Origin of the sequence: Rhizobium sp. ZPR4, assembly GCF_040215725.1 — a bacterium.
In the GTDB taxonomy this organism is placed as follows: domain Bacteria; phylum Pseudomonadota; class Alphaproteobacteria; order Rhizobiales; family Rhizobiaceae; genus Rhizobium; species Rhizobium rhizogenes_D.
Genome location: NZ_CP157968.1, coordinates 1,449,103 through 1,470,238, shown reverse-complemented (window position 1 = coordinate 1,470,238; position 21,136 = coordinate 1,449,103). Strand labels below are relative to the sequence as shown.

Below are 21,136 nucleotides of genomic sequence, written 5' to 3'. Positions count from 1 at the left end.
CCTTCGCTCGCTTTCATGCCTATAGTGAGCTCAGCGCGTAAGACGCGTGCTGAGTTCGCGAGCAAGCGTGCCGGCGTTGCGCCCGACAATCATGCTCTGGTGGTTGCCGGCAACATCGACCCAGTCCGCGTGAACAAGAAAGCGCCCCCATATGGTCTTTGGGTCGCAATCGACCGGGGAGCCTTGCAGGCTGCGATAGAATGTCAGCTCGCCGTCATAATGGCTCGGCTTATAAAGACCCTTCATGCGCAGGAGCTGTCTGGCAGCCGCATCGTAAAGCGGCGGATAGCCCCCCATCCACTGCGGCGCGAGTTCCGGATAATAGGGCGTATGCGGATCGGCGTAGCGGAAAGAAAGCGGCTTCAGCTTTTTTGCGAGGAGTTCTCGTCGCTCGATGGCTGGTCTGCTGGCCGGAGCCGATGCTTGACGGCGTGGTTGAGGATCGGTTTTTCTTAGATTCTTCTTTCTGGTTCGCGCCCGTCTCCAGCGTTGCCACATGAACCTGCCCCAGGTCATCAATGGCCACTCCTGTTCGCCAAAGGGGGTATCGAGCATTCCGAGGAATGCAACCTTTCGCCCCTGCGCCCGCAAGACGCGAGCAAGCTCCAAGGCAAAAACACCGCCAAAGGAATAGCCGAGCAATCGATAAGGTTCTCCGATCCCGGCTGCTTGCAGCGCCCCCAGCGTGCTTTGCACCTCGTCCTCTACCGTTGCCGGATGTTGACGATCACGATTGAAGGCCGTCAACGCAACGCCGAGGATGGGTCCGGGAAAGCGGATTTCCTTGATGAGTTGCTGCATCTCCAAAAAGCAGCTTGCTCCGCCGGCAAATAGCAGCAACGGCGCTGCACCTTCGCCGCCTCGAAGCTCTACGATTTTCGGCGAGATTGAGAGGTCTTCATGATTGGAAATTGCAAGGCCGAGGGCATCAAGGGTGCGATGACGGTAGAAAACATTGACATCCAACTCCTCCCCGGTTTCGCTCCACAAACGCTTGATGAAATTCAGGACCCGGTTGACCGAAACGGCATCAGGAATATCTGCGTCGCGGCCCAGATCGATCTTTGCTTCTTGGCGAAGCAGATCGCTGACGTAGGCACACAGGCTGGAATCTGCATCCGTTCTCGCAGAGAAAAGCATTTAAGTGCCCCCAATGGCAAAGCATGCGTCACCAACACTATGATAGACTGTATTCTTATAAAGCGACCCTTAATATATTCTGTAAAGACACAACTTTTTCTTGTATTTCAGAACCCTCTCCATTGGGCAGCCTTAGAGCCAGCCAATATTGGTCTGGGCATCGAGCATCGGTTGACCAACCGCATCATCTAACGGCCATGAACAGATGAACCGGACAATTGGAGTCCTCAATACTCAGCTGGTACCGCATATACTTCAGCTGAGGGGTCGGTGAGGAATGAGCGTACCGTCGGCGGCAGCTGACGCGACGACAGCGGCAGCGGTCCGCAGCGCGAAAGAAGTTCACGCAAGTCCGGCTCGGCGCCGACATGCCGCCAGATCATCCGTGAGGCATAGGGCAGATTTTCTCGTCGCCAGGAGACCCCCATCGTCGTCCCGCGCAGATAGACGCGCTGGTGCTCGTCGAACGGCAGAAGGATCGTCTGCGACAGCATGGAGTTCGGCCCGACGACACGCTCCGTGATGAAAATCCGGTTCCGATAGAAGGCCGCCAGGCCCACATATTTCGAGAATTGCTGGATGCCGTTTCCAGGGTCTCGCAAACGCTCCATCGACTTGACGTGCACCAGCCCACCCTGCTCGACAAGGCGACTGCACGAACAGACGACCATTCCTGGCCAGGACGGCGAGCGATGATAGGTCTGGAAATAACCGATATGGCGCCTGAGCGCAGTCAGATTTCCAGGAAATGCCTTCAGCAGTTCGGAACTTTCATTAAGGCCGAGAGCCGGTTTGCGAAGTCGCTCGCGAAACAGTTTTGGAGCGAGGAGAAAGTCGGCCGGGTCGAGATCGAAATACTTGGCGATGCGCGCCAGATTATGGGCGGACGGCCTCGTCTGGCCGTTGATGTATCGGTTGAATTGTTGCCGGTTGATATCGATTGCACGGCACAGATGTGAAATGGAGCGCTGCGTTGCGCAGGCAATTTTGAGGTTCTCGATCAGGTGAGGCATCGGCAGCTCCGTCTTGGAAAGACCAGCGTAAACTCGCTTAAAGGTGCGTCAAGTCGCGAAATTGCGTGAGCCGGCCCGGCCTCTACGTTCCCACCTACAAAATTGCAAAACGAGGGAACTGTCATGACGCATGAAAAGGATCAATCTTCGCCGCTGAAAATCGGCCGCCGCCACTTCCTCGGCGGGGCCGTCGCGCTTGGCGCCTTGCCGACGCTCGCCTCCGGCCTCCTGATGCCGCGCGATGCTCGCGCGCAGGAAGCAAAGCGCGGTGGTCATCTGAAGCTCGGCCTCAAGGGCGGCGCTACCAGCGATGCACTTGATCCGGCGACATACAGCGCCTCAGTGCTGTTCGTCATCGGCCGCCTCTGGGGCGATACACTCGTCGAATCCGATCCCAAGACCGGTGCTCCCCTGCCGTCGCTGGCGTCCTCTTGGACACCGTCGGCCGACGCCTCCATCTGGACCTTCAAGATCCGCAGCGACGTGCAGTTTCACGACGGCAGCAAGATGACCGTCGCCGATATCGTTGCGACATTGAAGCGGCACGCGGACAAGAATTCACAGTCGGGCGCTCTTGGGCTCATGGCCTCAATCACCGGTATCGAGGAAAAGGCGGGCGACCTTGTTCTCACACTTTCGGAAGGCAATGCGGACCTGCCTCTGCTTTTGACCGACTACCACCTGATCATCCAGCCGAAGGGCGGCGCCGACAAGCCGGCAGCCGCCATTGGCACGGGCCCTTACATTCTGAAGAGCTTTGAACCCGGCGTTCGCGCAAGCTTCGAGAAGAACCCGAAGGATTGGCGCTCCGACCGTGGCTTTGTCGACAGCGTCGAAATCCTCGTCATCAACGACAACACCGCCCGCATTGCAGCGCTCGCCTCCGGCCAGGTGCATTTCGTCAACAATGTCGATCCGAAGACCGTCCCGATGCTGCAGCGGGCGCCGACCGTCGATATCGTCCGGAATGCCGGCAAGGGCTTCTACTGCTTCCTGATGCATTGCGACACCGCGCCCTTCGACAACGCCGACCTTCGGCTCGCGCTGAAATATGCCATCGATCGCCAGTCGATCCTCGACAAGGTTCTGGGCGGCTACGGAACGATCGGCAACGACTATCCGGTCAATTCCAACTATGCCCTTGCCCCGACCGATATCGAGCAACGGCCATATGATCCGGACAAGGCTGCCTTCCACTTCAAGAAATCGGGCCTCGACCGTCCAGTTCAGTTGCTCACATCCGATGCAGCCTTTCCGGGCGCCGTGGATGCGGCGATCCTGTTCCAACAAAGCGCGCAAAAGGCTGGCATCAAGATTGACGTCAAGCGCGAGCCGGAAGACGGCTACTGGACCAATGTCTGGAACAAGCAGCCCTTCTGCGCCTCCTTCTGGGGCGGTCGTCCGACCCAGGATTCGCGCTATTCCACCTCATACCTCTCGACCGCTGAGTGGAACGACACGCGTTTCAAGCGTCCCGATTTCGACAAGTTGGTGCTGCAGGCGAGATCCGAGCTCGATGACGCCAAGCGCAAGGTGCTTTACCGGCAATTGGCGCTGATGGTGCGCGACGATGGAGGCCTGATCCTGCCCGTCTTCAACGACTACATCATGGCCTCGTCGAAGACGTTGAAGGGATATGTCGACGATATCGGCAACGATTTGTCCAACGGCTACATCGGCAGCCGTGTATGGTTTAATGCCTAAACCTCTTCGGGATATATGATCATGGCTGAACGCAGTTTCACCACCATCGAAAATCAGTGGATCACCCTGAAGGACGGAACGCGGCTTGCCGCGCGCATCTGGATGCCCGATGGCGCGGAGAGCGATCCGGTGCCAGCGGTCTTCGAGTTCCTGCCCTACCGCAAACGCGACGGCACCAGCCCCCGCGATGAATCCACCTACCCGGTCTTTGCCGCGGCTGGGATTGCCGGTGTCCGCGTCGATATCCGTGGCTCCGGTGAGTCCAACGGCATCATCGATGGGGAATATACCGAACTGGAGCTCGCCAACGCCTGCGAGCTGATCGCCTGGATCGCAGAACAGCCTTGGTCGAACGGTTCTGTCGGCATGATGGGTATTTCCTGGGGCGGTTTCAATTGCTTGCAGGTCGCGGCCCTGAAGCCCCCGGCACTGAAGGCGGTGATTTCAATCGCCTCTACGGTCGACCGCTATAATGACGACATCCACTACAAGAATGGCTGCCACCTCTCCGCCCAGCTTTCCTGGGCGGCGACCATGCTCGGCTATCAGTCTCGCTCACCCGATCCGGCCATCGTCGGCGACGATTGGCGCGATATGTGGCTGCAGCGCCTCGAGCGGGAACCCTTCTTCATGGAGGAATGGCTGGAGCATCAGCGCCGAGACGATTTCTGGCAACATGGGTCCATCTGTGAGGATTTTGCCGGCTTCGATATCCCAGCCATCGTCATTGCCGGCTGGGCTGACGGTTATCGCAACACGCCGCTGCTGGCGGTCGAAGGACTTGGGGATAAGGCGAAGGCGCTGATCGGCCCATGGGTGCACAAATATCCGCATTTCGCCTGGCCGAAGCCGCGGGTCGATTTCCACGGAGAAGCCATCGCCTGGTGGAACCACTGGCTGCGCGGAGAGCGCAACAATGTGGAGAACACGCCTTCCGTGCGCGCCTATATTCTAGACGCACCCAGACCGGCAAAACGCCGCGATTTCGATCCCGGTTTCTGGATTGCCAAGCATGAATGGCAGCAGCCGGACATGCGGTGCTTCTATGTCGAGCAGTTCGGCACGCTGATGGAAGGCATGCCGATCCCGCACGCGCCGGAGCATCCCGTCTATCTGCGCTCACCGCTCGACACGGGCACGGCCTCCGGCGAATGGTTCACCCTAAAGCCGGATGCGGAGATGGCAATCGATCAGCGCGTCGACGATGCCGGGTCGCTGACTTTCCAGACCGCGCCGCTGGTCGAGGATCACGATTATCTTGGCCGCCCGGTCGTCACGTTGACGCTGCGGTGCGACGCCGAAACCGCCAATCTCTGTGCAAGGCTCGTCGATATCCACCCGGACGGCACCGCGACGCGCGTTTCCTTCGGCGTGCTCAATCTCGCTCATCGCGACGGCAATGCCGCGCCGGAGCCGCTAATCAAGGGTCAGCTGGTCCGAGTGACCGTAACACTGGATGCCTGCGGTTACCGTTTCCGCAAGGGTCATCGCATCCGCCTATCGCTTTCGACGGCCTATTGGCCGATGGTTCTGCCGCCGCCGGAAGATCCCGGTTTGACGATCGATATCGCCTCCATCGGTCTTGGCCTGCCACAACTCGGCGCGCATGAACGCATCGACATCAAGCAGCCCGATAATCCCGATCCTCTGCCGAAATACATCGAACATGCGCCTGGCGCGACGAAACGACAGGTGGTGCGCGATCTCTCGGCCGGCGTCACCCGCTATGAAATCCATGAGGATACCGGCCTTTCCGAACATCCCGGCACCGGTCTTTCGACGCGGCAATTGCGCGAGGAATCATGGTCGATCGCGCCGAACGATCCACTTTCCATGACGGGCATATCGACATGGACCTGCGACATGCAGCGTCCCGACTGGTTCGTTCGCACGGTGGCAACATCATCCATATCCTGCACGGCAAAGGAGTGGGTGACCAGCGCCTCGGTCGTTGCCTATGAGGGCGAAACTGAGATCTTCAGGAAGATATTCGAGGAAAAGCGTATCGCCCGCGACCTGATGTAGGTCAGCGGGAGCCAGCAAACCGGCTTGCCGCCGCGCATATGGCGGCAAAACCGGCGCGCGCGCCCTCGCTCATATGCCGTGCCCGCAGCCAAGCATGTATCATCTGAGGCTCCTCGCTGAACCAGACTTCGATGCCAGCTTGGGCCAGACGGGCCGCATAGTTGCGGCCGTCATCGCGCAGCGGATCATAATGGGCCACGGTGATGAAGGCGGGCGGAAGGCCAGTCACGGATGACAAGGCAAGCGGCCCGGAAACAGGATCGCCTTCCGGCGCCTGCAGAATAGTCCGGTAATAAGCGACATCGGCCGTCGTCAGGCCCGGCGCCTCGGCCATTTCCTGATAGGAGCCGGAGACAAGATCGCCGCCAAGCGCGGGATAGATCAAGATCTGGGCGACAATTCCCGAAAGCCTCTCGGCTTTCGCCCGCACCGCCAGCCCTGCCGCGAGATTGCCGCCGGCACTATCGCCGATCAGCACGACCGGCTTCTTCTCGGCGAGTAGCTGTTTGAGAACGCTGAAACAATCATCCGTCTGTGCCGGCCAGCGGTGTTCCGGCGCCAGCCGATAATCGACCGAGATCAGTTCAGCGCCGGCATGATCGGCAATCTCGGCACAAATGGCATGATGGCTCTCTAGCGAACCGACGACGAAACCGCCGCCGTGGAGATAGAGCAGGTTCGTTGCCGTACGGATAGTGGCGGGCTTGTACCGCCTAACGGGAATCGTTCCGGATACCAAGCCATCCGTGGTCTGCATACCCTCCGGCAAAGGACGATCGAAACGGGCGCATAAGGCGTCATACCATTCACGCTGCTGCGTGATGGAGGCCGTTACCGCATCCGGCGGATAGAAGGAATCGCAGATCTCCATGAACTGCAATATGCCGGCTTCGCTCGGCATGGGACGCTCAGGAGAGGTCATGGGATATCCTCGATTCGTGCCGGTTGATCGAGGATAGCGCCGCCATACAACCGAATGCTTATCTGCCTACGGCCAGCACCGCCGCGATGGCGACATCCGCCAAATAGCGGTCGGGTTTAATCGGCCGCAAATACGCTGCTTGACGGCAAGGAAAAGCCCGTCGGCATCTGCATGCACTGCGCATTGGACCAGGTAAGCGCTGCAAGCGCGAGTGCCGCGCCAATCACAAGCCGAATCATGAGTTCTTCTTCCGTCCCCGTTTGACGCGGCCTGCGAGGTCACAAATGCCTCGCGGGCCGGTTGTTTCATTTAGTAGACCTGTGCCGTCGGGCGAAACAGGATTTCGTTGATATCGACATCTTGCGGCTGACTTATGGCGAAAGCTACGGTGCTGGCAAATGCCTCCGGCGATATGGCGCCCTTGTAGACTTCGGTGATGCGGGCAGCGACATCCGGATCGGTGATCGTGTCCGGCAGCTCGGTTGCGACCGCACCGGGTGAAATGATCGTCGTGCGGATATTATAGGGCTTCACCTCCTGGCGCAGACCCTCGGAAAGCGCCCGCACGGCATGCTTCGTCGCCGAATAAACGGCGCCGCCCGGCCCGATCTTATGCCCGGCAACCGAGGCGACGTTGATGATATGCCCGCTCTTCTGCTCCTTCATGTAAGGAAGAACAGCGGCAATGCCGTAAAGCACGCCCTTGATGTTGACGTCGATCATCCGGTCCCATTCCTCGATGTGAAGGCGCTCCAGCATCGAACTCGGCATAAGACCGGCATTGTTGATCAGCACATCGACGCGACCATTCTGCCTGACAGCATGGTCCACGAGCGCCTTCACCTGCGCGCAATCCGCGACATCCGTCTGGACGACCGCGTCCTCGCCCAGCGAAAGCTCTTTTGCCAGTGCCTGCAGGCGATCGATACGCCGCGCGCCGAGAACGAGCTTGGCGCCATCCTTGGCAAGGCGGCGAGCGGCGGCTTCGCCGAGGCCGCTGCTTGCGCCCGTGATGACAACAACTTTATCCTTGATACCTTCCGTCATGGTCTTCGACCTCATTTTCCCTGATATTGCTCGTCCGTCACATGCTCCATCCAATCCACTACCTTGCCGTCGAGATGTTCCTGGATGGCGATGTGGGTCATGGCTGTCGTCGGCGAAGCGCCATGCCAGTGCTTCTCGTCCGGCTCGAACCAGACGACATCTCCGGGGCGGATCTCCTCGATCGGCCCGCCCTCGCGCTGAACGAGACCGAAGCCAGCGGTGACGATCAAGGTCTGGCCGCGCGGATGGGTATGCCACGCAGTCCTAGCGCCGGGTTCGAACGTGACGCTGCCGGCCGCGGCTCGTCGCGCGTCATTGGCGGCAAAGACCGGGTCGATGCGTACGGTGCCGGTGAACCAGTCCGAAGGACCTTTGCCCGAAGGCTGCGTCCCGTTTCTCTTGATATCCATGATGACATCCTTTCTTGCGATGAGCCGCAATGGCTCGATTGTATGAGGCTAATCTAGCCCGCGATTTTCAGAGCAGTAGTAGGTCACGCCCGCATAGACTTATGAACCGGAGCAATAAATATCGCTTCTCACTGTGGCTCACCGAAACACCTGAACGCCCGCCGACGCGCCATATCAGCTCTTGACTCCGTTGCTAGCGCTATATTGCGCGTTCATTCCATGCTAAGAGCATCGCCCGACATATGAGGGACACTCATAGATGCTCCGCGAAAACGTCACCGACCTGCTATTCTTTCTCGCCGTCGCCAGAGAGCGAAGCTTTACCCGGGCAGCCGCACAGCTCGGCGTTTCGCAATCGGCGCTTAGCCACACGGTGCGGCAGCTTGAAGAGCGCATGGGCGTCAGGCTTTTGACGCGCACGACGCGAAGCGTCAGCCCGACACCGGCCGGAGAGCGTCTGCTGCAATCCCTGACGCCACGCTTCCAGGAAATCGAAGCCGAGCTCTTCGCCGTCACCGAACTGCGAGAAAAGCCGGCCGGCACCATCCGGATCACGGCGGTCGACTATGCCGTCGATACCTATATCTGGCCGAAGCTTGCCGGCGCGCTCAAGGATTATCCCGACATCCACGTCGAGATCATCAACGACTACGGCCTGACCGATATCGTGGCAGAACGTTTCGACGCTGGCGTTCGTCTGGGCCAGACGGTCGCCAACGGCATGATCGCAGTCCGCATCGCTCCCGATCAAGCTTTTGCAGTGGTCGGCTCTCCGTCCTATTTCGAAGGACGCCATAGACCGGTCGTCCCCCAGGACCTAACCAATCACAAATGCATCAACCTGCGCCTTCCGACCCATGGCGGCAATTATGTCTGGGAGTTCGAAAAGGGTAGCGATGAACTACGCGTACGCGTCGACGGCCAGATGACGTTCAACGGCATTCGCCAGGTTCTGGCCGCCGCAGTCGATGGCTATGGTTTGGCCTACGCGCCCCACGATCTGGTACAGCCAGATATCGAAAGCGGCCGGCTTATTCGCGTATTGGAGGACTGGTGCCCGCCCTGGACGGGCTACCATCTCTATTATCCGAGCCGCCGCCAGCCGTCCTCCGCCTTTGCAGTGGTACTGGAGGCGCTGCGCTATCGCGGCTGAGGCAGGACCTACGACGCCATCAGCGCACGGATGCTGCGATCTGCCGACTGCAGCAGCTCGAAAGCTTCGTAGCGCCGTTCGTGCAAGGCCTTGATGGCACCATCCGCCGGCTCGAACCTCTTCGCCAGTCGCGACATGGTGGCCATGGCTTCCAAGAGCGAACCAGAATGCCCGCCAGCCGTGGCGCCGAGCATGGCCGCACCGAGAAGAACGGGCTCCTCCGTATCGGCGACGGCGACCGGTCTGCCGGTCGTATCTGCCAGAAGCTGGCGCACAAGGCCACTCTGGGCAGCGCCGCCGCTGGCAATGATGAGATCGCAGGCAATGCCATCCTGCTCCAGTTTTTCAAGCAGCTGTTTGAGGCCATAGCCGATACCGCAGAGGCCGGCGACGTAAAGAGCGATCAGAGCGTCGATACCGGTTTCCAGCCCGAGGCCGGAAATGACGGCGCGCGCATCGGAATCTGCATAGGGCGACCGATTGCCAAGGAATTCGGGAACGACCTGGATGGATTGCGCGAGATTCACAGCATCAGATGCATTGTTGCCTGCCTTCATAGCCTGCCGATCAAGCCAAGCGACCAGAGACAAACCCTCTGCCTCCGCCCTCTGGCGAGCCTCACCGGCTGCGGGGTGCATGGTAACGAGATGATCGATCGCAGCGCCGGCGGCTGATTGGCCGCCTTCGGTCAGCCAGAGACCGGGCACCATGGCCGAGTAATACGGACCCCAAACACCATCGACGAACACTGCCCCTTCGCTCGATGCCATCGAGCAAGCCGACGTGCCGAAGATGTACGCGAGCCGGTTCCTGACATCAGCCCCGCCGTCAGACCCCTGCCCACCCAGCGTGCCAACCCCGCCGGCATGGGCATCGATCAGCGACGCGCCGACCGGCGTGCCAACGGCAAGACCGAGATCGCGGGCAGCGGCTTCGCTCAGGCCTTCACCCAAGGCAGTCCCCGGCTCGACGATCTCGGTGCCGATCCGCACGAAACCTTCGTCCGCCAGCTCACCGAGCCCGATATCCTTGAAATATTGCCCATCCCAACGCGTCTCATGGGCGAGATAGGTCCACTTGCACGTCACCGTGCATACGGATCTCTGCAGAGACCCGGTTGCGCGCCATGTCAGATAATCGGAGAGATCGAAGAAATGGTCGGCTGCGGCGAAGGATTGTGGCAGGTTTTTCTTCAGCCACAAAAGCTTCGGCGTTTCCATCTCAGGTGAGATGCGTCCGCCGACATAACGCAGTACCGCATGGTTGCCGGCATTGATCTCCGCCGCCTCGCCGGCAGCACGATGATCCATCCAGACGATGATGTTGCGATCGGCGTCCCCAGACGGGCCAACGGCCACAGGCCTGCCATCCGCCTTGACCGCGACCAGGGAGCAGGTCGCGTCGAAGCCAATACCGGCGACGTCACCGGCCGCTACCTTCGCCGTTGTGACAGCCTCTTTGACGCTGTCGCAGACGGCCTTCCATATCTGCTCGCTCGACTGCTCGACGACACTGCCGGCCTCGTGCCAGATGGTGATCGGCCGCTTGGCGGCGGCCAGCAGATGGCCATGCGCGTCGAACACACCAGCCCGGGCGCTGCCCGTGCCGACATCGATGCCGATGAAATATGGTGCCGTCATCAGAGATCCGTACTCAAAGGCAGGATCACCAGATCCCGGATTACGATGTTCCGCGGTCTCGATAGCATGAAGAGCACCGCGTCCGCCACTTCCGTCGCCTCCATGAGGCCACCTGCGGCAATCGCTTCATCGAGCTTTGCCTGCGGCCAATCACTGATCAGCGCCGTCACCACTGGGCCCGGCGCCACGGCGCCGACGCGGATGCCATGCTTGGCAACCTGACGCCGCACCGTGTGCGTGAAGGCCTGGATGGCATGCTTGGAAGCCGTGTAGATCGGCTCCCAGACCACCGGCACCAGGCCGGCGATCGAGCTGGTCATGATGATATCGCCGGTTTTGCGCTCGATCATGTGCGGCAGCACCATGCGGACCGAACGGAAGGCCGCATTGATATTCAGATCCAGCATCCGGTCCCAGGCATCGGGATCGCCTTCCGCAACCTCCCCGCCGATATAGGCGCCGGCATTGGCATGGAAGATGTCGAGCTTGCCGAACCTGTCGATAATCTGCGGCAACATGGTCGCCACGCTCTCCGGCTTCAGAAGATCGACAACAACGGGATGAGCGTTCGGCCCCAGTTCGGCGCAAAGGCTTTTCAGGCTGTCTTCGGCTCTGTCGACGAGGGCGACGCTGGCGCCCTCTTTCAATAGCGATTTGGCGCATTCGAGGCCAATTCCAGAGGCAGCCCCGGTGATAGCGGCGACCTTGCCGGTGAAATCCTGTCTCATAACAATCCTTACCTTCTTGAAGAAATCAGCCGCGCCCATGCGAGGCGCGGGAACGACGGGCAAGCGAGTCGACGATGACGGCAATGGCAAGAACTGCGCCTGTAATCATGTAGCGAAGCGCCGACGACAGATCGAGCATGGTGAGGCCGCTGGCGATCGACTGGATGACGATGATGCCGAGCAGGGCGGAATAGGCGCTGCCGCGACCGCCGAAAAGGCTGGTGCCGCCGATGACGGCTGCTGCAATGGCATTCAGATTGACGTCGCCGGTGCCGGCCTGCTGACTGGCAGATGCCAGCCGCGCCGCCGCGAGCACGCCGCCCAAGGCTGCGAACATGGCGCAGAGCACGAAGGCACTGGTATAAATCCGCCGCACATTGATGCCGGCACGACGCGCTGCTTCGCGATTGCCGCCAACGGCAGACATCGACCGGCCCCATTGCGTGCGCGTCAGCGCATAATCCATGACGATGACCAGCACCACGAACAGGGCGAACATCCATGGAATGCCGCGATCCTGATTGAGATAGAAGGCAACGAATTCCAGAGCCACGGTGATGACTGCTGCCTTTATCAGCAGGCCGCCAACAGACGGTGTCGATAGATTTGCCAGCTTGCGCCGCCGCACCGCGCCAAGACCCGCAACCAGCATGACGGCACCCGGAATGAGCGCGAAGACATAGGCGAGCGGGCGGGGAATGACCAGAAGCTGGCCGAAATTCACGATGGCCGAACCATAGGGTAGATTGATCGAGCCTGTCGCGCCAAGCAGATAGAGCTGCATGCCAAGCACGGCGAGAAGGCCCGCCAATGTGGCGACGAAGCTCGGCATACCCAGCCGGTTGAACAGCACGGCGTAGATGGCACCGATCACGCCGCCGACGACGAGTGCGGCCAGGATCGCCAAAGCCACCGGCCAGCCTTCGTTCACCCAGAGCATACCGACCATGGCCGAAGCAAAGCCGCTGATCGATCCGACCGAAAGATCGATCTCGCCAACCATCAGTACGCAGACGATGCCAAGCGAAATGATGCCGACCGTCGAGGCGTCGAATAACAGGTTGGCGAGGTTGTTGCTGGACAGAAAGGTCGGGTTGAGCGTGCCGAACACCGTCCAGATGATGACGAGGCCGACGACGACGGGCAGCGAGCCCAGATCGCCGGAGCGGATCTTGTCGATGGAGGAGCGGATGGTGGCCGCAAGCCCGGTGTCGTGGTTGACGCGGACGTCGCTGCGGTCGAGCAGCACAGCCGATTGCTTGCCGTTCTCGCTCATGGCTGGCCCCCTTCTCTTGCTTCCTGCTGGGCCTGACGCCGCCCTGCGCGTCGCGACACGGCGTTTTCCGTCGCGCCGGTGATGGCGCTGACGAGTTCCTGATTTGACGTATCGGGATAGAAAATTCCGTTATTGCGGCCGAGGCGCAGCACGACGATACGGTCGGCGACGGCGCGCACGTCCTCCATGTTGTGGCTGATCATGATGACGCCGAGCCCCTTGTCGCGGACACGCTCGATGAGGTTCAGCACTTCGGCGGTCTGTGCCACGCCAAGGGCTGCGGTCGGCTCGTCTAGCATGATGAGTTTCGGCTCGAGCAGCAGCGAGCGGGCGATCGCCACCGTCTGTCGCTGGCCGCCCGAAAGTGAGGCGATCGGGATACGAACGCTCGGGATGCGCGCCGCAAGCTCGTTGAGCAATGTCCAGGCGCGAACCTCCATCGCGGTTTCGTCGAGCTTCAACGGGCTCATTTCCCTGCCGAGGAAGATGTTCGCGACGACATCGAGGTTTTCGCAAAGCGCCAGATCCTGAAAGACCGTGGCAATGCCGAGATCAAGCGCTGTTGCGGGATCGCTGAGCGTCACCGGCTTGCCGCGGAAGGTAATGGTGCCTGAACTCGGCTGGTGGACGCCGGCCAGAACCTTGACGAGCGTCGATTTGCCCGCACCGTTATCGCCGACAAGCGCCACGACTTCGCCGGCATGCACATCGAGGTTGATATCCGTCAGTGCCGAGACGGCGCCGAAGTGTTTGGAGATCCCTTTGAGGCTGAGCACAAGCTCGCCGTCCGGGGCTCTGTGATCGGAAGCGTCACTCATGACTCGCCACCTTCTCGGGTTGAAATGCTATGGGTCTCCGGCCGCCGAAGCGGCCGGATGGGGATAGGACAAGGCTCAGCTGCCGATGCCAAGCTTCTTGCAGCCATCGGCATAACGGTCATTGCAGAGCTGCGCTGGCGTCTGGATCGGCTTACCGTTGACGCTCTTGTCGATGATCTCAGCCTTCAGGTTTTCGGAGGTGACCAGCGCCGGCGTGAAGAGCTTGGTCGGCGTGTCGAAGAGCTTCGTGTCAGCCTTCGGCGTTTCGCCGGACAGCAGTTCGATCGCGACATTGGCAGCAGCCGCGGCCACGATCTCGCTCGGCTTGGAGATGGTGTTGTACTGATCGCCGGAAATGATGAGCTGCAGGCCGGCGATGGTCGCGTCGTTACCCGTCACAGGCGGGACCGGATCGAAGCCGGCAGCCTTGAAGGCGGCCACAGCCGCACCGCCTGTGCCATCATTGGCGGCAACGACGCCGAGGATCTTCTTGCCGAAGCGAGTGATCTGGCCGCTGGCCCATTGCTGCGCCTTCGGTGGTGCCCATTCCGGCGTATCGAATTCTGCTAGAACGGGATAACCGCCATCGGCGAGACCGGCGTGGATACCCTTCTTGATCAGGCCTGCGGCAGCATCGGTCGGCGAACCGTTGATTTCGAGGAGACCGCCGTCACCCGCTTTCACGCCCTTTGCCTTGAGGTGATCGACCAGCGACTTGGCGATCATCTTGCCGATCTCTTCATTGTTGAAGGAGACATAGTAATCGGCGGCAGCCGACGGGATCGGACGGTCATAGGCGATGACCTTCACACCCTGGCTCTGCGCCAGCTTGACCAGCGAGGCGGCGGCCGTCGAGTCCACCGGGTCCAGCACGATCGCCTTGGCGCCTTGCGAGATCGCCGAATTGAACTGCTGCTGCTGACGCGAGGCGTCGCCATTGGCGTTCTGGTAGATGACCTTGCAGCCAGCGCAGAGTTTCTTCATCTCGGCCTGGAAACCAGGGAAATCGTGCTCTTCATAGCGTGTGGAGCTCTGGTCGGGCATGAGGAAGGCGACGGTCGCGTCCGTCACCTTGGCGGACTGCGCAAAGGCGGAGGTGCCGGCCATCAGGCCGATGGCGAGCGCGGCTGCGCCGGCGATTTTCAGTGTGAAATGGTACATTGGAATTTCTCCGTTCCAAATAGTAATGGTTTCCCTCGATCATCACGGCTGTCCGCACGCGATGCTCTTGTTTGATGCTCTCCGCCGGCGGTCATCCGACCGACGCGGCGGTAAATTTCGGACAAGCCTTCTCCTTCGGGCGGCAAAGGTGCCTGCCCGTTCGCTTGTCCTGAATTCTGTCTCTCCTCCCTGTCCTCCCTTGTGTTAGGCGGCCTCCACCGCGCGTGCGTGCTGTGCCAGGAGCGATCTGAATCGGGAAGGCGCCATGCCCTTCTGGTCCAGAAAACGCCGATTGAAGTTCGAAATGTTGTTGAAGCCTGCCGCAAAGCAGATATCGGTGATCGTCATCTCAGCCTTGCTCATCAGTAGATGGCAGGCGAAGTTGATGCGCAGCCGGTTGACATATTGCACCAGCGCCATGCCCGTGTGACGGCGGAAGCTGCGCGAAAAGGCGCTCGGGCTCTGGCCGGTCAATTCGGCCAGATCGCATTCGTTGAACGGTTCGGTCAGATGCGCATTGATGAAAGCAAGAGCCTGGTTGACGCCGGCCGACATGAAGCCGGATGGATCCGGCTGATAGCCGGCGCTTGCAAGCGTGCGTGTACCTTGAGCGCTGCTCATGGCGTCGAGGATATTCATGAAGAGCTCGATGCGGCGGATGCCTGATGCCTCGACCAATTCGCCGAGGATCGGGCCGACGACCGCCGCCGTCTCGGGCGTAAAGAGCGCACCGCGGCGGCTCGTCTCAAGAATGCCGGTGCAGGCCGACAGTTCCGGAAAGACCTTGCTGGCATCGGCGAAGAAGGATTCGGAAAACTGCAAAACGCGGCAGCGCAGCGGCAGGGTGACGCCGGCGGGCACATCGCTTACCCAATTATGCGGCAGGTTCGGTCCCGTCAGCACCAGATTGCCCGGCTCGAACTCGCCGATGAAGTCGCCGATGAAATATTGGCCCGTCGTCGCGACCACATGGTGGATTTCATACTCGGGATGAAAATGCCAGCGAACGGTGCGGTAGGGATAGCCGTGCTCCCAGGCCTTGAAGGATTCTCCGCTGCCGATCGCGACCACTTCCAAATCGGGATTCATCGGCAAGCCTCCTTTCATCCGTCCGCGTTGCTACGGTTACGGCGCCTCCTCCCAGAGGCCATCGCGTCTTCTATGTGGTAAATCTACCTCTCATAACCACCCGCCGCTACTACGCCTTGTACGCTCGACCGATACTTTTTTGACATGAAGGGTGGTTCGTTTGGTCAAATGTGCAGTGCGGCATAGCCAACCGCGCCGCCAGAAGCCCCGCATCGGCCCGAAAGCGGGATCAATCGAGATCGTCGCGAATGCAGGCCTTGAACTGTCCGGATGCGACCTCGCGCAATTGCGGGACTGTCGTCGCGCAGGCGTCGAGCGCGAAGGGACAGCGCGTGCGGAAAACGCAGCCGCTCGGCGGGTTTGCCGGGCTCGGAATATCGCCTTTGAGGATTTGCCTGTTACGCCTGCGATCCGGGCCCGGCGATGGGATGGCCGACAGCAAGGCGCGTGTATAGGGGTGTCGCGGTCTGGCGTAGAGATCGGCGCTCGCGGCAATCTCCATGATCCGCCCGAGATAAAGCACGATCACGCGGTCGCAGAGATACTCGACCACGGCAAGATCATGCGAGATGAAGAGCATGGTGAGCGCGAGACGCTGCTGAAGACCGCGCAGCAGATTGATGACCTGCGCCTGAATGGAGACATCCAGTGCCGAGACCGGCTCGTCGGCGACGAGAAATTCCGGTCCGAGCGCAAGCGCGCGGGCAATCCCGATCCGCTGGCGCTGACCGCCGGAAAATTCATGGGCGTAACGATTGATGGCATCCGCCGGCAGATCCACCTGTTCAAGCGCTGCACGTGCCCGATCCAGCCGATCAAGGCGACTGCCGATATGCTGGATCTTCAAGCCCTCGGTCAATATCTCGCCGATGGTCATGCGCGGTGAGAGACTGGCGAAGGGATCTTGAAAAATATACTGCATGCGCGGCCGCATCCGCCTGAGATCGCCAGCGCCGAGCCTGGTCATTTCCGTGCCGTCGAAGCGCACGCTGCCTGCAGACGGTTCGACCAGCCGCAGGATGGACCTGCCGATCGTCGTCTTGCCGCTGCCGGATTCGCCGACGAGACCCACCACTTCGCCTCTCGCGATGTCGAAGGAGATATCACGAAGTATGGAGAGTCTTGCGCCGCGGGAAACATAGTCCTTGGCGAGATCGCGAACGGAGACGAGAGCTTCGGTCATCTATATCTCCCACCAGCGGATGCAGCGGCTGGCATGGCTCGCTTCTACTGTTTCGAGAGACGGTACTGCTTCACTGCAGGCCTGGATCGCATGAGCGCAACGCGGCGCGAAAGCGCAGCCGGAAGGCATTCGCGTCAGCCCCGGCACGACGCCGGGAATAGCATATAGCGGCTCGCCGGCCTGCCGCATTCTCGTCGCCTCGCCCAGCCGCGGCATGGAGGCCAAAAGGCCGCGTGTATAGGGATGCCTCGGATTGCGGAACACTGTTTCCGTCGGCCCCTCCTCGACGATCCGGCCGGCATACATGACGGCGACGCGATCGGCGATCTCTGCCACCACGCCGAGATTATGCGTGACGAACAGGATCGCCATGCCGCGCTCACGCTGCAACCGCTGCATGAGATCGAGGATCTGCGCCTGTATCGTGACGTCGAGCGCCGTCGTCGGCTCGTCTGCGATCAAAAGCACCGGATCGCAGGCAAGCGCCATGGCGATGGTCGCACGCTGGCGCATGCCGCCGGACAATTCATGCGGATATTGCCTGACGCGGCGCTTGGCGTCGGGAATTCCGACGCTCTCCAACAGCGCGGTCGCCTCGCGCGTCGCGGTCGCACGATCAGCCCTGCGGTGGATGCGGATCGGCTCGGCGATCTGATCGCCGATGGTCAGCACTGGATTGAGGCTCGACATCGGCTCCTGAAACACCATGCCGATATCGCCGCCGCGAATCTCGCGCATGTGCCGGTCATCCAGCGTAGCGAGATCGCTGACAATGCCTTTCCTATCCCGCAACCTGATGCTGCCGGCTGCGATCGCCCCGACATTGCGCGTCAGAAGCCGCATCACCGAAAGGCTCGTCACCGACTTGCCCGAACCGGACTCGCCGACCAGCGCCAGCGTCTCGCCGGCATCGATGGTCAGGTCGATATCGCGCACTGCGGTCAACTCGCCGCCGCGGGTGCGGAAGACGGTTCTTAGCCCCCTGATATCGAGAACGGGTTGGGCGGTCGGCGTCATCATACCTAGAGTAACCCCGTATTTTTCAGGATCGCATCGATTCGGGCTATTTCTTCGGTGTTCAGCGCCGCGCGCGGGCGAGGCATGACCGCAGTATCGATGATACCGAGGCTCTTCATCGCAGCCTTGAAAGCGCCGATGCCGGCCGCACCACCGCTAACGCGCCCCTGCGCGACCCAGACGATCTCGAACAGGCGGCAAAGCCTCTCCTGCTCGCGCCGGGCAGCAGCCCAGTCGCCGCGTTGTGCTGCATCCCAGAGCCGCACATAGCCATGCGGATCAACATTGGCGATGCCCGGAACCACGCCATGTGCGCCCATCAGAAGCGCATTGTCGACGACGATTTCGGACCCCGTCATCAGGAAGACATCCTTATGATCGGCAAGATCGAGCAGCGTATAACGGAAATTGCTATCGTCGCCGCTCGAATCCTTCAGCCCGATGATGGTTCCCTCCTTGGCAAGCGTTACTACAGTCTGGCGGTGCAGCTTTACATTCACGCAGACCGGGATGTCATAGGCGACGAGCGGCACATCGACCGCATCTCTTATGTAGCGGAAATGGTCCAATATCTCGGACTGGCTGGTCACCGTGTAGAAGGGAGCGGTGACGACGACGGCATCGGCTCCGGCCACCTTGGCGATTTTCGAATGGGCGATCACGCGATCGGTCGTGGGATCGATGACGCCAACCAGCAGCGGCACTCGTCCATTCACGATCTTGGCGGAATGCTCGATGATCTCCCGGCGTGTCTTTTCGTCGTGGAAGACGACTTCGCTGGTGGAGCCCAGCACGAAGACGCCGTGGCAGCCGCCATCGATCAGATGCTCCAGCACCCTTGTATAGGATGCGTAATCCACGGTGAAATCGTCGTTCAGCGGCGTTACGACGGGGGGCACCACGCCCTTGAATTTGCTCATTGTCTCTTTCTTTCCTGGGTTCAATGAAGTTCGGCGCGCGGATCGAAGGCATCCCTCAGCCCGTCGCCGATGAAATTGATGGCAAGGACGGCTAGAACCAGCGTGGCGCCGGGAAACAGCCATTGCCAGGGATATTGTTCGAGAACGGCAGTGGAGCGGGCAGCGTTCAGCATATTGCCCCAGCTCGCCGCGGGTGGTGCGATGCCGAGCCCGAGGAAGGAAAGTCCGGCTTCCAAAAGGATCGCATTCGCCACCTGCGTCGTGGCGTAGACCACCAGAATATCGATGCAGTTCGGCATGCCGTGGCGCAACAGCAGGTGCGGCAGCCCCGCCCCCATGCCGCGCGCCGCCGTCACGAAATCGCGCTCGCGCAGTTCGAGCAGCCTGGAGCGCACCATACGGGCAAGCAGCGGCCAGGACAAAAGCGATATAACGAGAATTGTCGGCAGGATGCCGGTGCCGGTGATGGAGGCCAGGACCAGCAGGAAGATTACTGGCGGCAGGGTCATGACCAGATCGACGAAGCGCATGCTGAGCGCATCCGCCCAGCGCCCGGCAAAGGCAGACACGAAGCCGAACAGGAAGCCGATAATGGCTGAAATAACGGTGGAGCCTGCCGCAACCATCAGCGATATGCGGCCGCCTTCGAGCACTCTGGCAAAGACGTCACGCCCGACTCCATCCGTTCCGAACCAATGGGTCGCATTAGGCGGCGCGTTCATGGCCAGGAGATCGATGTCGTTGGGCTGGAACCGCCACCACAGCGGATACGTGGCGATCAGCAGTAGTAGCGGCACGGCAATACAGACACCGAAGAGAGCAGCCCCATTCAGCCGGAAACGGTCGAAGGCTCGGGCAAGCGGGCCGTGGCTTGGTCGTTCGGTTCGCGCCAGCATCTCAGCCCACCTTGATGCGCGGATCGATCACCGCATAGGTGAGATCGGTCAGCAGGTTGACGACGATGACGCAGGCGCCGACGACAAGCGTCGCCCCCATGATGACGGGATAATCGCGGGACGTAACCGCATCGACGAGCAACAGGCCCATGCCCGGCCAGTTGAAGACACTTTCGACGAAGATCGCGCCGCCGATTGCAAGCCCGATGGTCGAGCCGATAACTGTCACCACAGGCAGTAGCGCATTGCGCAGGGCATGCTTGACGATCACCCAGAATTCGAACACCCCCTTGGCGCGCGCGGTGCGCACATAATCCTGGTTCAGCACTTCCAGCAGCGATGCGCGCATATAGCGCATGATGAGCGCGGCCTGAGCGATCGCGAGAAGCGACGCCGGCAGGATGAGATGCCAGAGTAGGTCGCCAATGGAAAAATCCTCGCCCGGCGTCAGCATGCCACCCGAAGGCAGCCAGCCAAGGCGCACGGCAAAGATATAAAGCCCAAGAAGCGCGCTCAGAAAGGCTGGGCTCGATATGCCGGCAAGCGCCAGGACGGAGAGCGACACGTCCGTCACCGAATTGCGCCTGACGGCGCCGATGACGCCTGCGGCAATGCCGGCAATGACCGCCATGACCAGGGCAGATCCCATCAGCAATACGGTCGGACCGATACGCGACAGCACAAGCGTCAACACCGGCTGATCCGCTCGCTTGACGGAATAGCCGAGATTGCCTTGCAGCGCCTGATAAAGCCAACCGACATATTGCAGCGGCAACGGCCGATCCAGCCCGAGGCGCTCACGCAGATCGGCCATGGCGGCAGGCGACAAGGGCGTACTCGGATCAATATAGGCATCGATCGGATCGCCCGGCGTCAGCCGCAGCAGGATGAAGATCAGCATGCTCAAGGCTATGAGCATGCCGATGCCGATCGCAAGACGCCTGAGACCATAGTGAAGCATGTCGAACCTATGTTTCGAGGAAGGCGTCGGCCG

20 protein-coding genes are annotated in these 21,136 nt (G+C 60.7%); 3 read left to right on the top strand and 17 right to left on the bottom strand.

Annotated elements, in window-relative coordinates; translation table 11 throughout:
* Nucleotides 1-30: 30 nt before the first annotated feature.
* Both ABOK31_RS26350 and ABOK31_RS26345 read right to left on the bottom strand, forming a co-directional pair.
* Nucleotides 31-1,140: a thioesterase domain-containing protein gene (locus tag ABOK31_RS26350; protein ID WP_349959701.1), complete on the bottom strand. Its 1,110-nt coding sequence runs from the start codon at nt 1,138-1,140 to the stop codon at nt 31-33.
* A gap of 227 nt (nt 1,141-1,367) precedes the next feature.
* Entirely contained in the window at nt 1,368-2,153 is a 786-nt protein-coding gene (locus tag ABOK31_RS26345) for a helix-turn-helix transcriptional regulator (RefSeq protein WP_349959700.1), read from the bottom strand.
* 123 nt (nt 2,154-2,276) lie between these two features.
* Here ABOK31_RS26345 and ABOK31_RS26340 point away from each other — a divergent pair, with 123 nt between their 5' ends.
* Both ABOK31_RS26340 and ABOK31_RS26335 read left to right on the top strand, forming a co-directional pair.
* Nucleotides 2,277-3,857 carry an ABC transporter substrate-binding protein gene (locus ABOK31_RS26340; RefSeq protein ID WP_349959699.1) on the top strand — a complete coding sequence of 527 codons (1,581 nt, stop codon included), beginning with the start codon at nt 2,277-2,279 and terminating at the stop codon, nt 3,855-3,857.
* Nucleotides 3,858-3,878: 21 nt separating this feature from the next.
* Nucleotides 3,879-5,882 (top strand): CocE/NonD family hydrolase, encoded by a 2,004-nt coding sequence (locus ABOK31_RS26335; protein ID WP_349959697.1) that lies wholly within the window; start codon nt 3,879-3,881, stop codon nt 5,880-5,882.
* A 1-nt stretch (nt 5,883) separates the two neighbouring features.
* On the opposite strand, the gene ABOK31_RS26330 is transcribed toward ABOK31_RS26335, so the two are convergent.
* The 4 genes from ABOK31_RS26330 to ABOK31_RS26315 all read right to left on the bottom strand — a co-directional run bounded on the left by ABOK31_RS26330 (nt 5,884) and on the right by ABOK31_RS26315 (nt 8,261).
* Nucleotides 5,884-6,804, bottom strand: a complete 921-nt coding sequence (locus ABOK31_RS26330) for an alpha/beta hydrolase (RefSeq protein ID WP_349959695.1) — start codon at nt 6,802-6,804, stop codon at nt 5,884-5,886.
* Between the two features lie 116 nt (nt 6,805-6,920).
* A complete protein-coding gene (locus tag ABOK31_RS26325; RefSeq protein WP_281024160.1) occupies nt 6,921-7,043 on the bottom strand; it encodes a hypothetical protein in 123 nt (40 codons plus the stop codon).
* Nucleotides 7,044-7,113: 70 nt separating this feature from the next.
* On the bottom strand, nt 7,114-7,851 hold the full coding sequence (locus ABOK31_RS26320; protein WP_349959693.1) for an SDR family oxidoreductase: 738 nt from the start codon (nt 7,849-7,851) through the stop codon (nt 7,114-7,116).
* An 11-nt stretch (nt 7,852-7,862) separates the two neighbouring features.
* Nucleotides 7,863-8,261: a cupin domain-containing protein gene (locus ABOK31_RS26315; RefSeq protein WP_349959691.1), complete on the bottom strand. Its 399-nt coding sequence runs from the start codon at nt 8,259-8,261 to the stop codon at nt 7,863-7,865.
* A 259-nt stretch (nt 8,262-8,520) separates the two neighbouring features.
* Between ABOK31_RS26315 and ABOK31_RS26310 the strand changes: the two genes are divergently transcribed.
* Nucleotides 8,521-9,414, top strand: a complete 894-nt coding sequence (locus ABOK31_RS26310; protein ID WP_349959690.1) for a LysR family transcriptional regulator — start codon at nt 8,521-8,523, stop codon at nt 9,412-9,414.
* An 8-nt stretch (nt 9,415-9,422) separates the two neighbouring features.
* On the opposite strand, the gene ABOK31_RS26305 is transcribed toward ABOK31_RS26310, so the two are convergent.
* The 11 genes from ABOK31_RS26305 to ABOK31_RS26255 form a co-directional block, all read right to left on the bottom strand.
* Nucleotides 9,423-11,054, bottom strand: coding sequence for an FGGY-family carbohydrate kinase (locus ABOK31_RS26305; RefSeq protein ID WP_349959688.1), 1,632 nt, complete (start codon nt 11,052-11,054; stop codon nt 9,423-9,425).
* A complete protein-coding gene (locus ABOK31_RS26300) occupies nt 11,054-11,782 on the bottom strand; it encodes an SDR family oxidoreductase (RefSeq protein WP_349959687.1) in 729 nt (242 codons plus the stop codon). Before ABOK31_RS26300 ends, ABOK31_RS26305 begins: the two co-directional genes overlap by 1 nt.
* 25 nt (nt 11,783-11,807) lie before the next feature.
* Nucleotides 11,808-13,058 (bottom strand): sugar ABC transporter permease, encoded by a 1,251-nt coding sequence (locus ABOK31_RS26295; protein ID WP_349959685.1) that lies wholly within the window; start codon nt 13,056-13,058, stop codon nt 11,808-11,810.
* Nucleotides 13,055-13,876 (bottom strand): ATP-binding cassette domain-containing protein, encoded by an 822-nt coding sequence (locus tag ABOK31_RS26290; protein WP_349959683.1) that lies wholly within the window; start codon nt 13,874-13,876, stop codon nt 13,055-13,057. The genes ABOK31_RS26295 and ABOK31_RS26290 overlap by 4 nt, the downstream gene beginning before the upstream one ends.
* Nucleotides 13,877-13,951: 75 nt before the next feature.
* Nucleotides 13,952-15,037, bottom strand: coding sequence for a sugar ABC transporter substrate-binding protein (locus ABOK31_RS26285; RefSeq protein ID WP_174173062.1), 1,086 nt, complete (start codon nt 15,035-15,037; stop codon nt 13,952-13,954).
* Nucleotides 15,038-15,241: 204 nt separating this feature from the next.
* Complete coding sequence (locus ABOK31_RS26280) at nt 15,242-16,126, bottom strand: AraC family transcriptional regulator (RefSeq protein ID WP_349959681.1); 885 nt, start codon at nt 16,124-16,126, stop codon at nt 15,242-15,244.
* A gap of 229 nt (nt 16,127-16,355) precedes the next feature.
* Entirely contained in the window at nt 16,356-17,309 is a 954-nt protein-coding gene (locus ABOK31_RS26275) for an ABC transporter ATP-binding protein (RefSeq protein WP_349959680.1), read from the bottom strand.
* A complete protein-coding gene (locus ABOK31_RS26270) occupies nt 17,310-18,326 on the bottom strand; it encodes an ABC transporter ATP-binding protein (RefSeq protein ID WP_349961320.1) in 1,017 nt (338 codons plus the stop codon).
* A 5-nt stretch (nt 18,327-18,331) separates the two neighbouring features.
* The gene (locus tag ABOK31_RS26265; protein WP_349959678.1) at nt 18,332-19,246 is read right to left on the bottom strand and encodes a dihydrodipicolinate synthase family protein; all 915 of its coding nucleotides are present in this window, start codon (nt 19,244-19,246) and stop codon (nt 18,332-18,334) included.
* A gap of 20 nt (nt 19,247-19,266) precedes the next feature.
* Entirely contained in the window at nt 19,267-20,142 is an 876-nt protein-coding gene (locus tag ABOK31_RS26260; RefSeq protein WP_349959676.1) for an ABC transporter permease, read from the bottom strand.
* Nucleotide 20,143: 1 nt separating this feature from the next.
* Nucleotides 20,144-21,103 carry an ABC transporter permease gene (locus ABOK31_RS26255; RefSeq protein WP_349959674.1) on the bottom strand — a complete coding sequence of 320 codons (960 nt, stop codon included), beginning with the start codon at nt 21,101-21,103 and terminating at the stop codon, nt 20,144-20,146.
* Between the last annotated feature and the right edge of the window lie 33 nt (nt 21,104-21,136).

Excerpts from the sequence above, each read along its gene's own strand:
- ABOK31_RS26340 (WP_349959699.1), top strand. The coding sequence starts at position 2,277 with ATGACGCATGAAAAGGATCAATCTTCGCCGCTGAAAATCGGCCGCCGC.
- ABOK31_RS26270 (WP_349961320.1), bottom strand. The coding sequence starts at position 18,326 with ATGACGCCGACCGCCCAACCCGTTCTCGATATCAGGGGGCTAAGAACC.
- ABOK31_RS26285 (WP_174173062.1), bottom strand. The coding sequence starts at position 15,037 with ATGTACCATTTCACACTGAAAATCGCCGGCGCAGCCGCGCTCGCCATC.
- ABOK31_RS26275 (WP_349959680.1), bottom strand. The coding sequence starts at position 17,309 with ATGACCGAAGCTCTCGTCTCCGTTCGCGATCTCGCCAAGGACTATGTT.
- ABOK31_RS26335 (WP_349959697.1), top strand. The coding sequence starts at position 3,879 with ATGGCTGAACGCAGTTTCACCACCATCGAAAATCAGTGGATCACCCTG.
- ABOK31_RS26305 (WP_349959688.1), bottom strand. The coding sequence starts at position 11,054 with ATGACGGCACCATATTTCATCGGCATCGATGTCGGCACGGGCAGCGCC.
- ABOK31_RS26290 (WP_349959683.1), bottom strand. The coding sequence starts at position 13,876 with ATGAGTGACGCTTCCGATCACAGAGCCCCGGACGGCGAGCTTGTGCTC.
- ABOK31_RS26280 (WP_349959681.1), bottom strand. The coding sequence starts at position 16,126 with ATGAATCCCGATTTGGAAGTGGTCGCGATCGGCAGCGGAGAATCCTTC.
- ABOK31_RS26345 (WP_349959700.1), bottom strand. The coding sequence starts at position 2,153 with ATGCCTCACCTGATCGAGAACCTCAAAATTGCCTGCGCAACGCAGCGC.
- ABOK31_RS26330 (WP_349959695.1), bottom strand. The coding sequence starts at position 6,804 with ATGACCTCTCCTGAGCGTCCCATGCCGAGCGAAGCCGGCATATTGCAG.
- ABOK31_RS26295 (WP_349959685.1), bottom strand. The coding sequence starts at position 13,058 with ATGAGCGAGAACGGCAAGCAATCGGCTGTGCTGCTCGACCGCAGCGAC.
- ABOK31_RS26255 (WP_349959674.1), bottom strand. The coding sequence starts at position 21,103 with ATGCTTCACTATGGTCTCAGGCGTCTTGCGATCGGCATCGGCATGCTC.
- ABOK31_RS26320 (WP_349959693.1), bottom strand. The coding sequence starts at position 7,851 with ATGACGGAAGGTATCAAGGATAAAGTTGTTGTCATCACGGGCGCAAGC.
- ABOK31_RS26315 (WP_349959691.1), bottom strand. The coding sequence starts at position 8,261 with ATGGATATCAAGAGAAACGGGACGCAGCCTTCGGGCAAAGGTCCTTCG.
- ABOK31_RS26265 (WP_349959678.1), bottom strand. The coding sequence starts at position 19,246 with ATGAGCAAATTCAAGGGCGTGGTGCCCCCCGTCGTAACGCCGCTGAAC.
- ABOK31_RS26325 (WP_281024160.1), bottom strand. The coding sequence starts at position 7,043 with ATGATTCGGCTTGTGATTGGCGCGGCACTCGCGCTTGCAGCGCTTACC.
- ABOK31_RS26260 (WP_349959676.1), bottom strand. The coding sequence starts at position 20,142 with ATGCTGGCGCGAACCGAACGACCAAGCCACGGCCCGCTTGCCCGAGCC.
- ABOK31_RS26310 (WP_349959690.1), top strand. The coding sequence starts at position 8,521 with ATGCTCCGCGAAAACGTCACCGACCTGCTATTCTTTCTCGCCGTCGCC.
- ABOK31_RS26300 (WP_349959687.1), bottom strand. The coding sequence starts at position 11,782 with ATGAGACAGGATTTCACCGGCAAGGTCGCCGCTATCACCGGGGCTGCC.
- ABOK31_RS26350 (WP_349959701.1), bottom strand. The coding sequence starts at position 1,140 with ATGCTTTTCTCTGCGAGAACGGATGCAGATTCCAGCCTGTGTGCCTAC.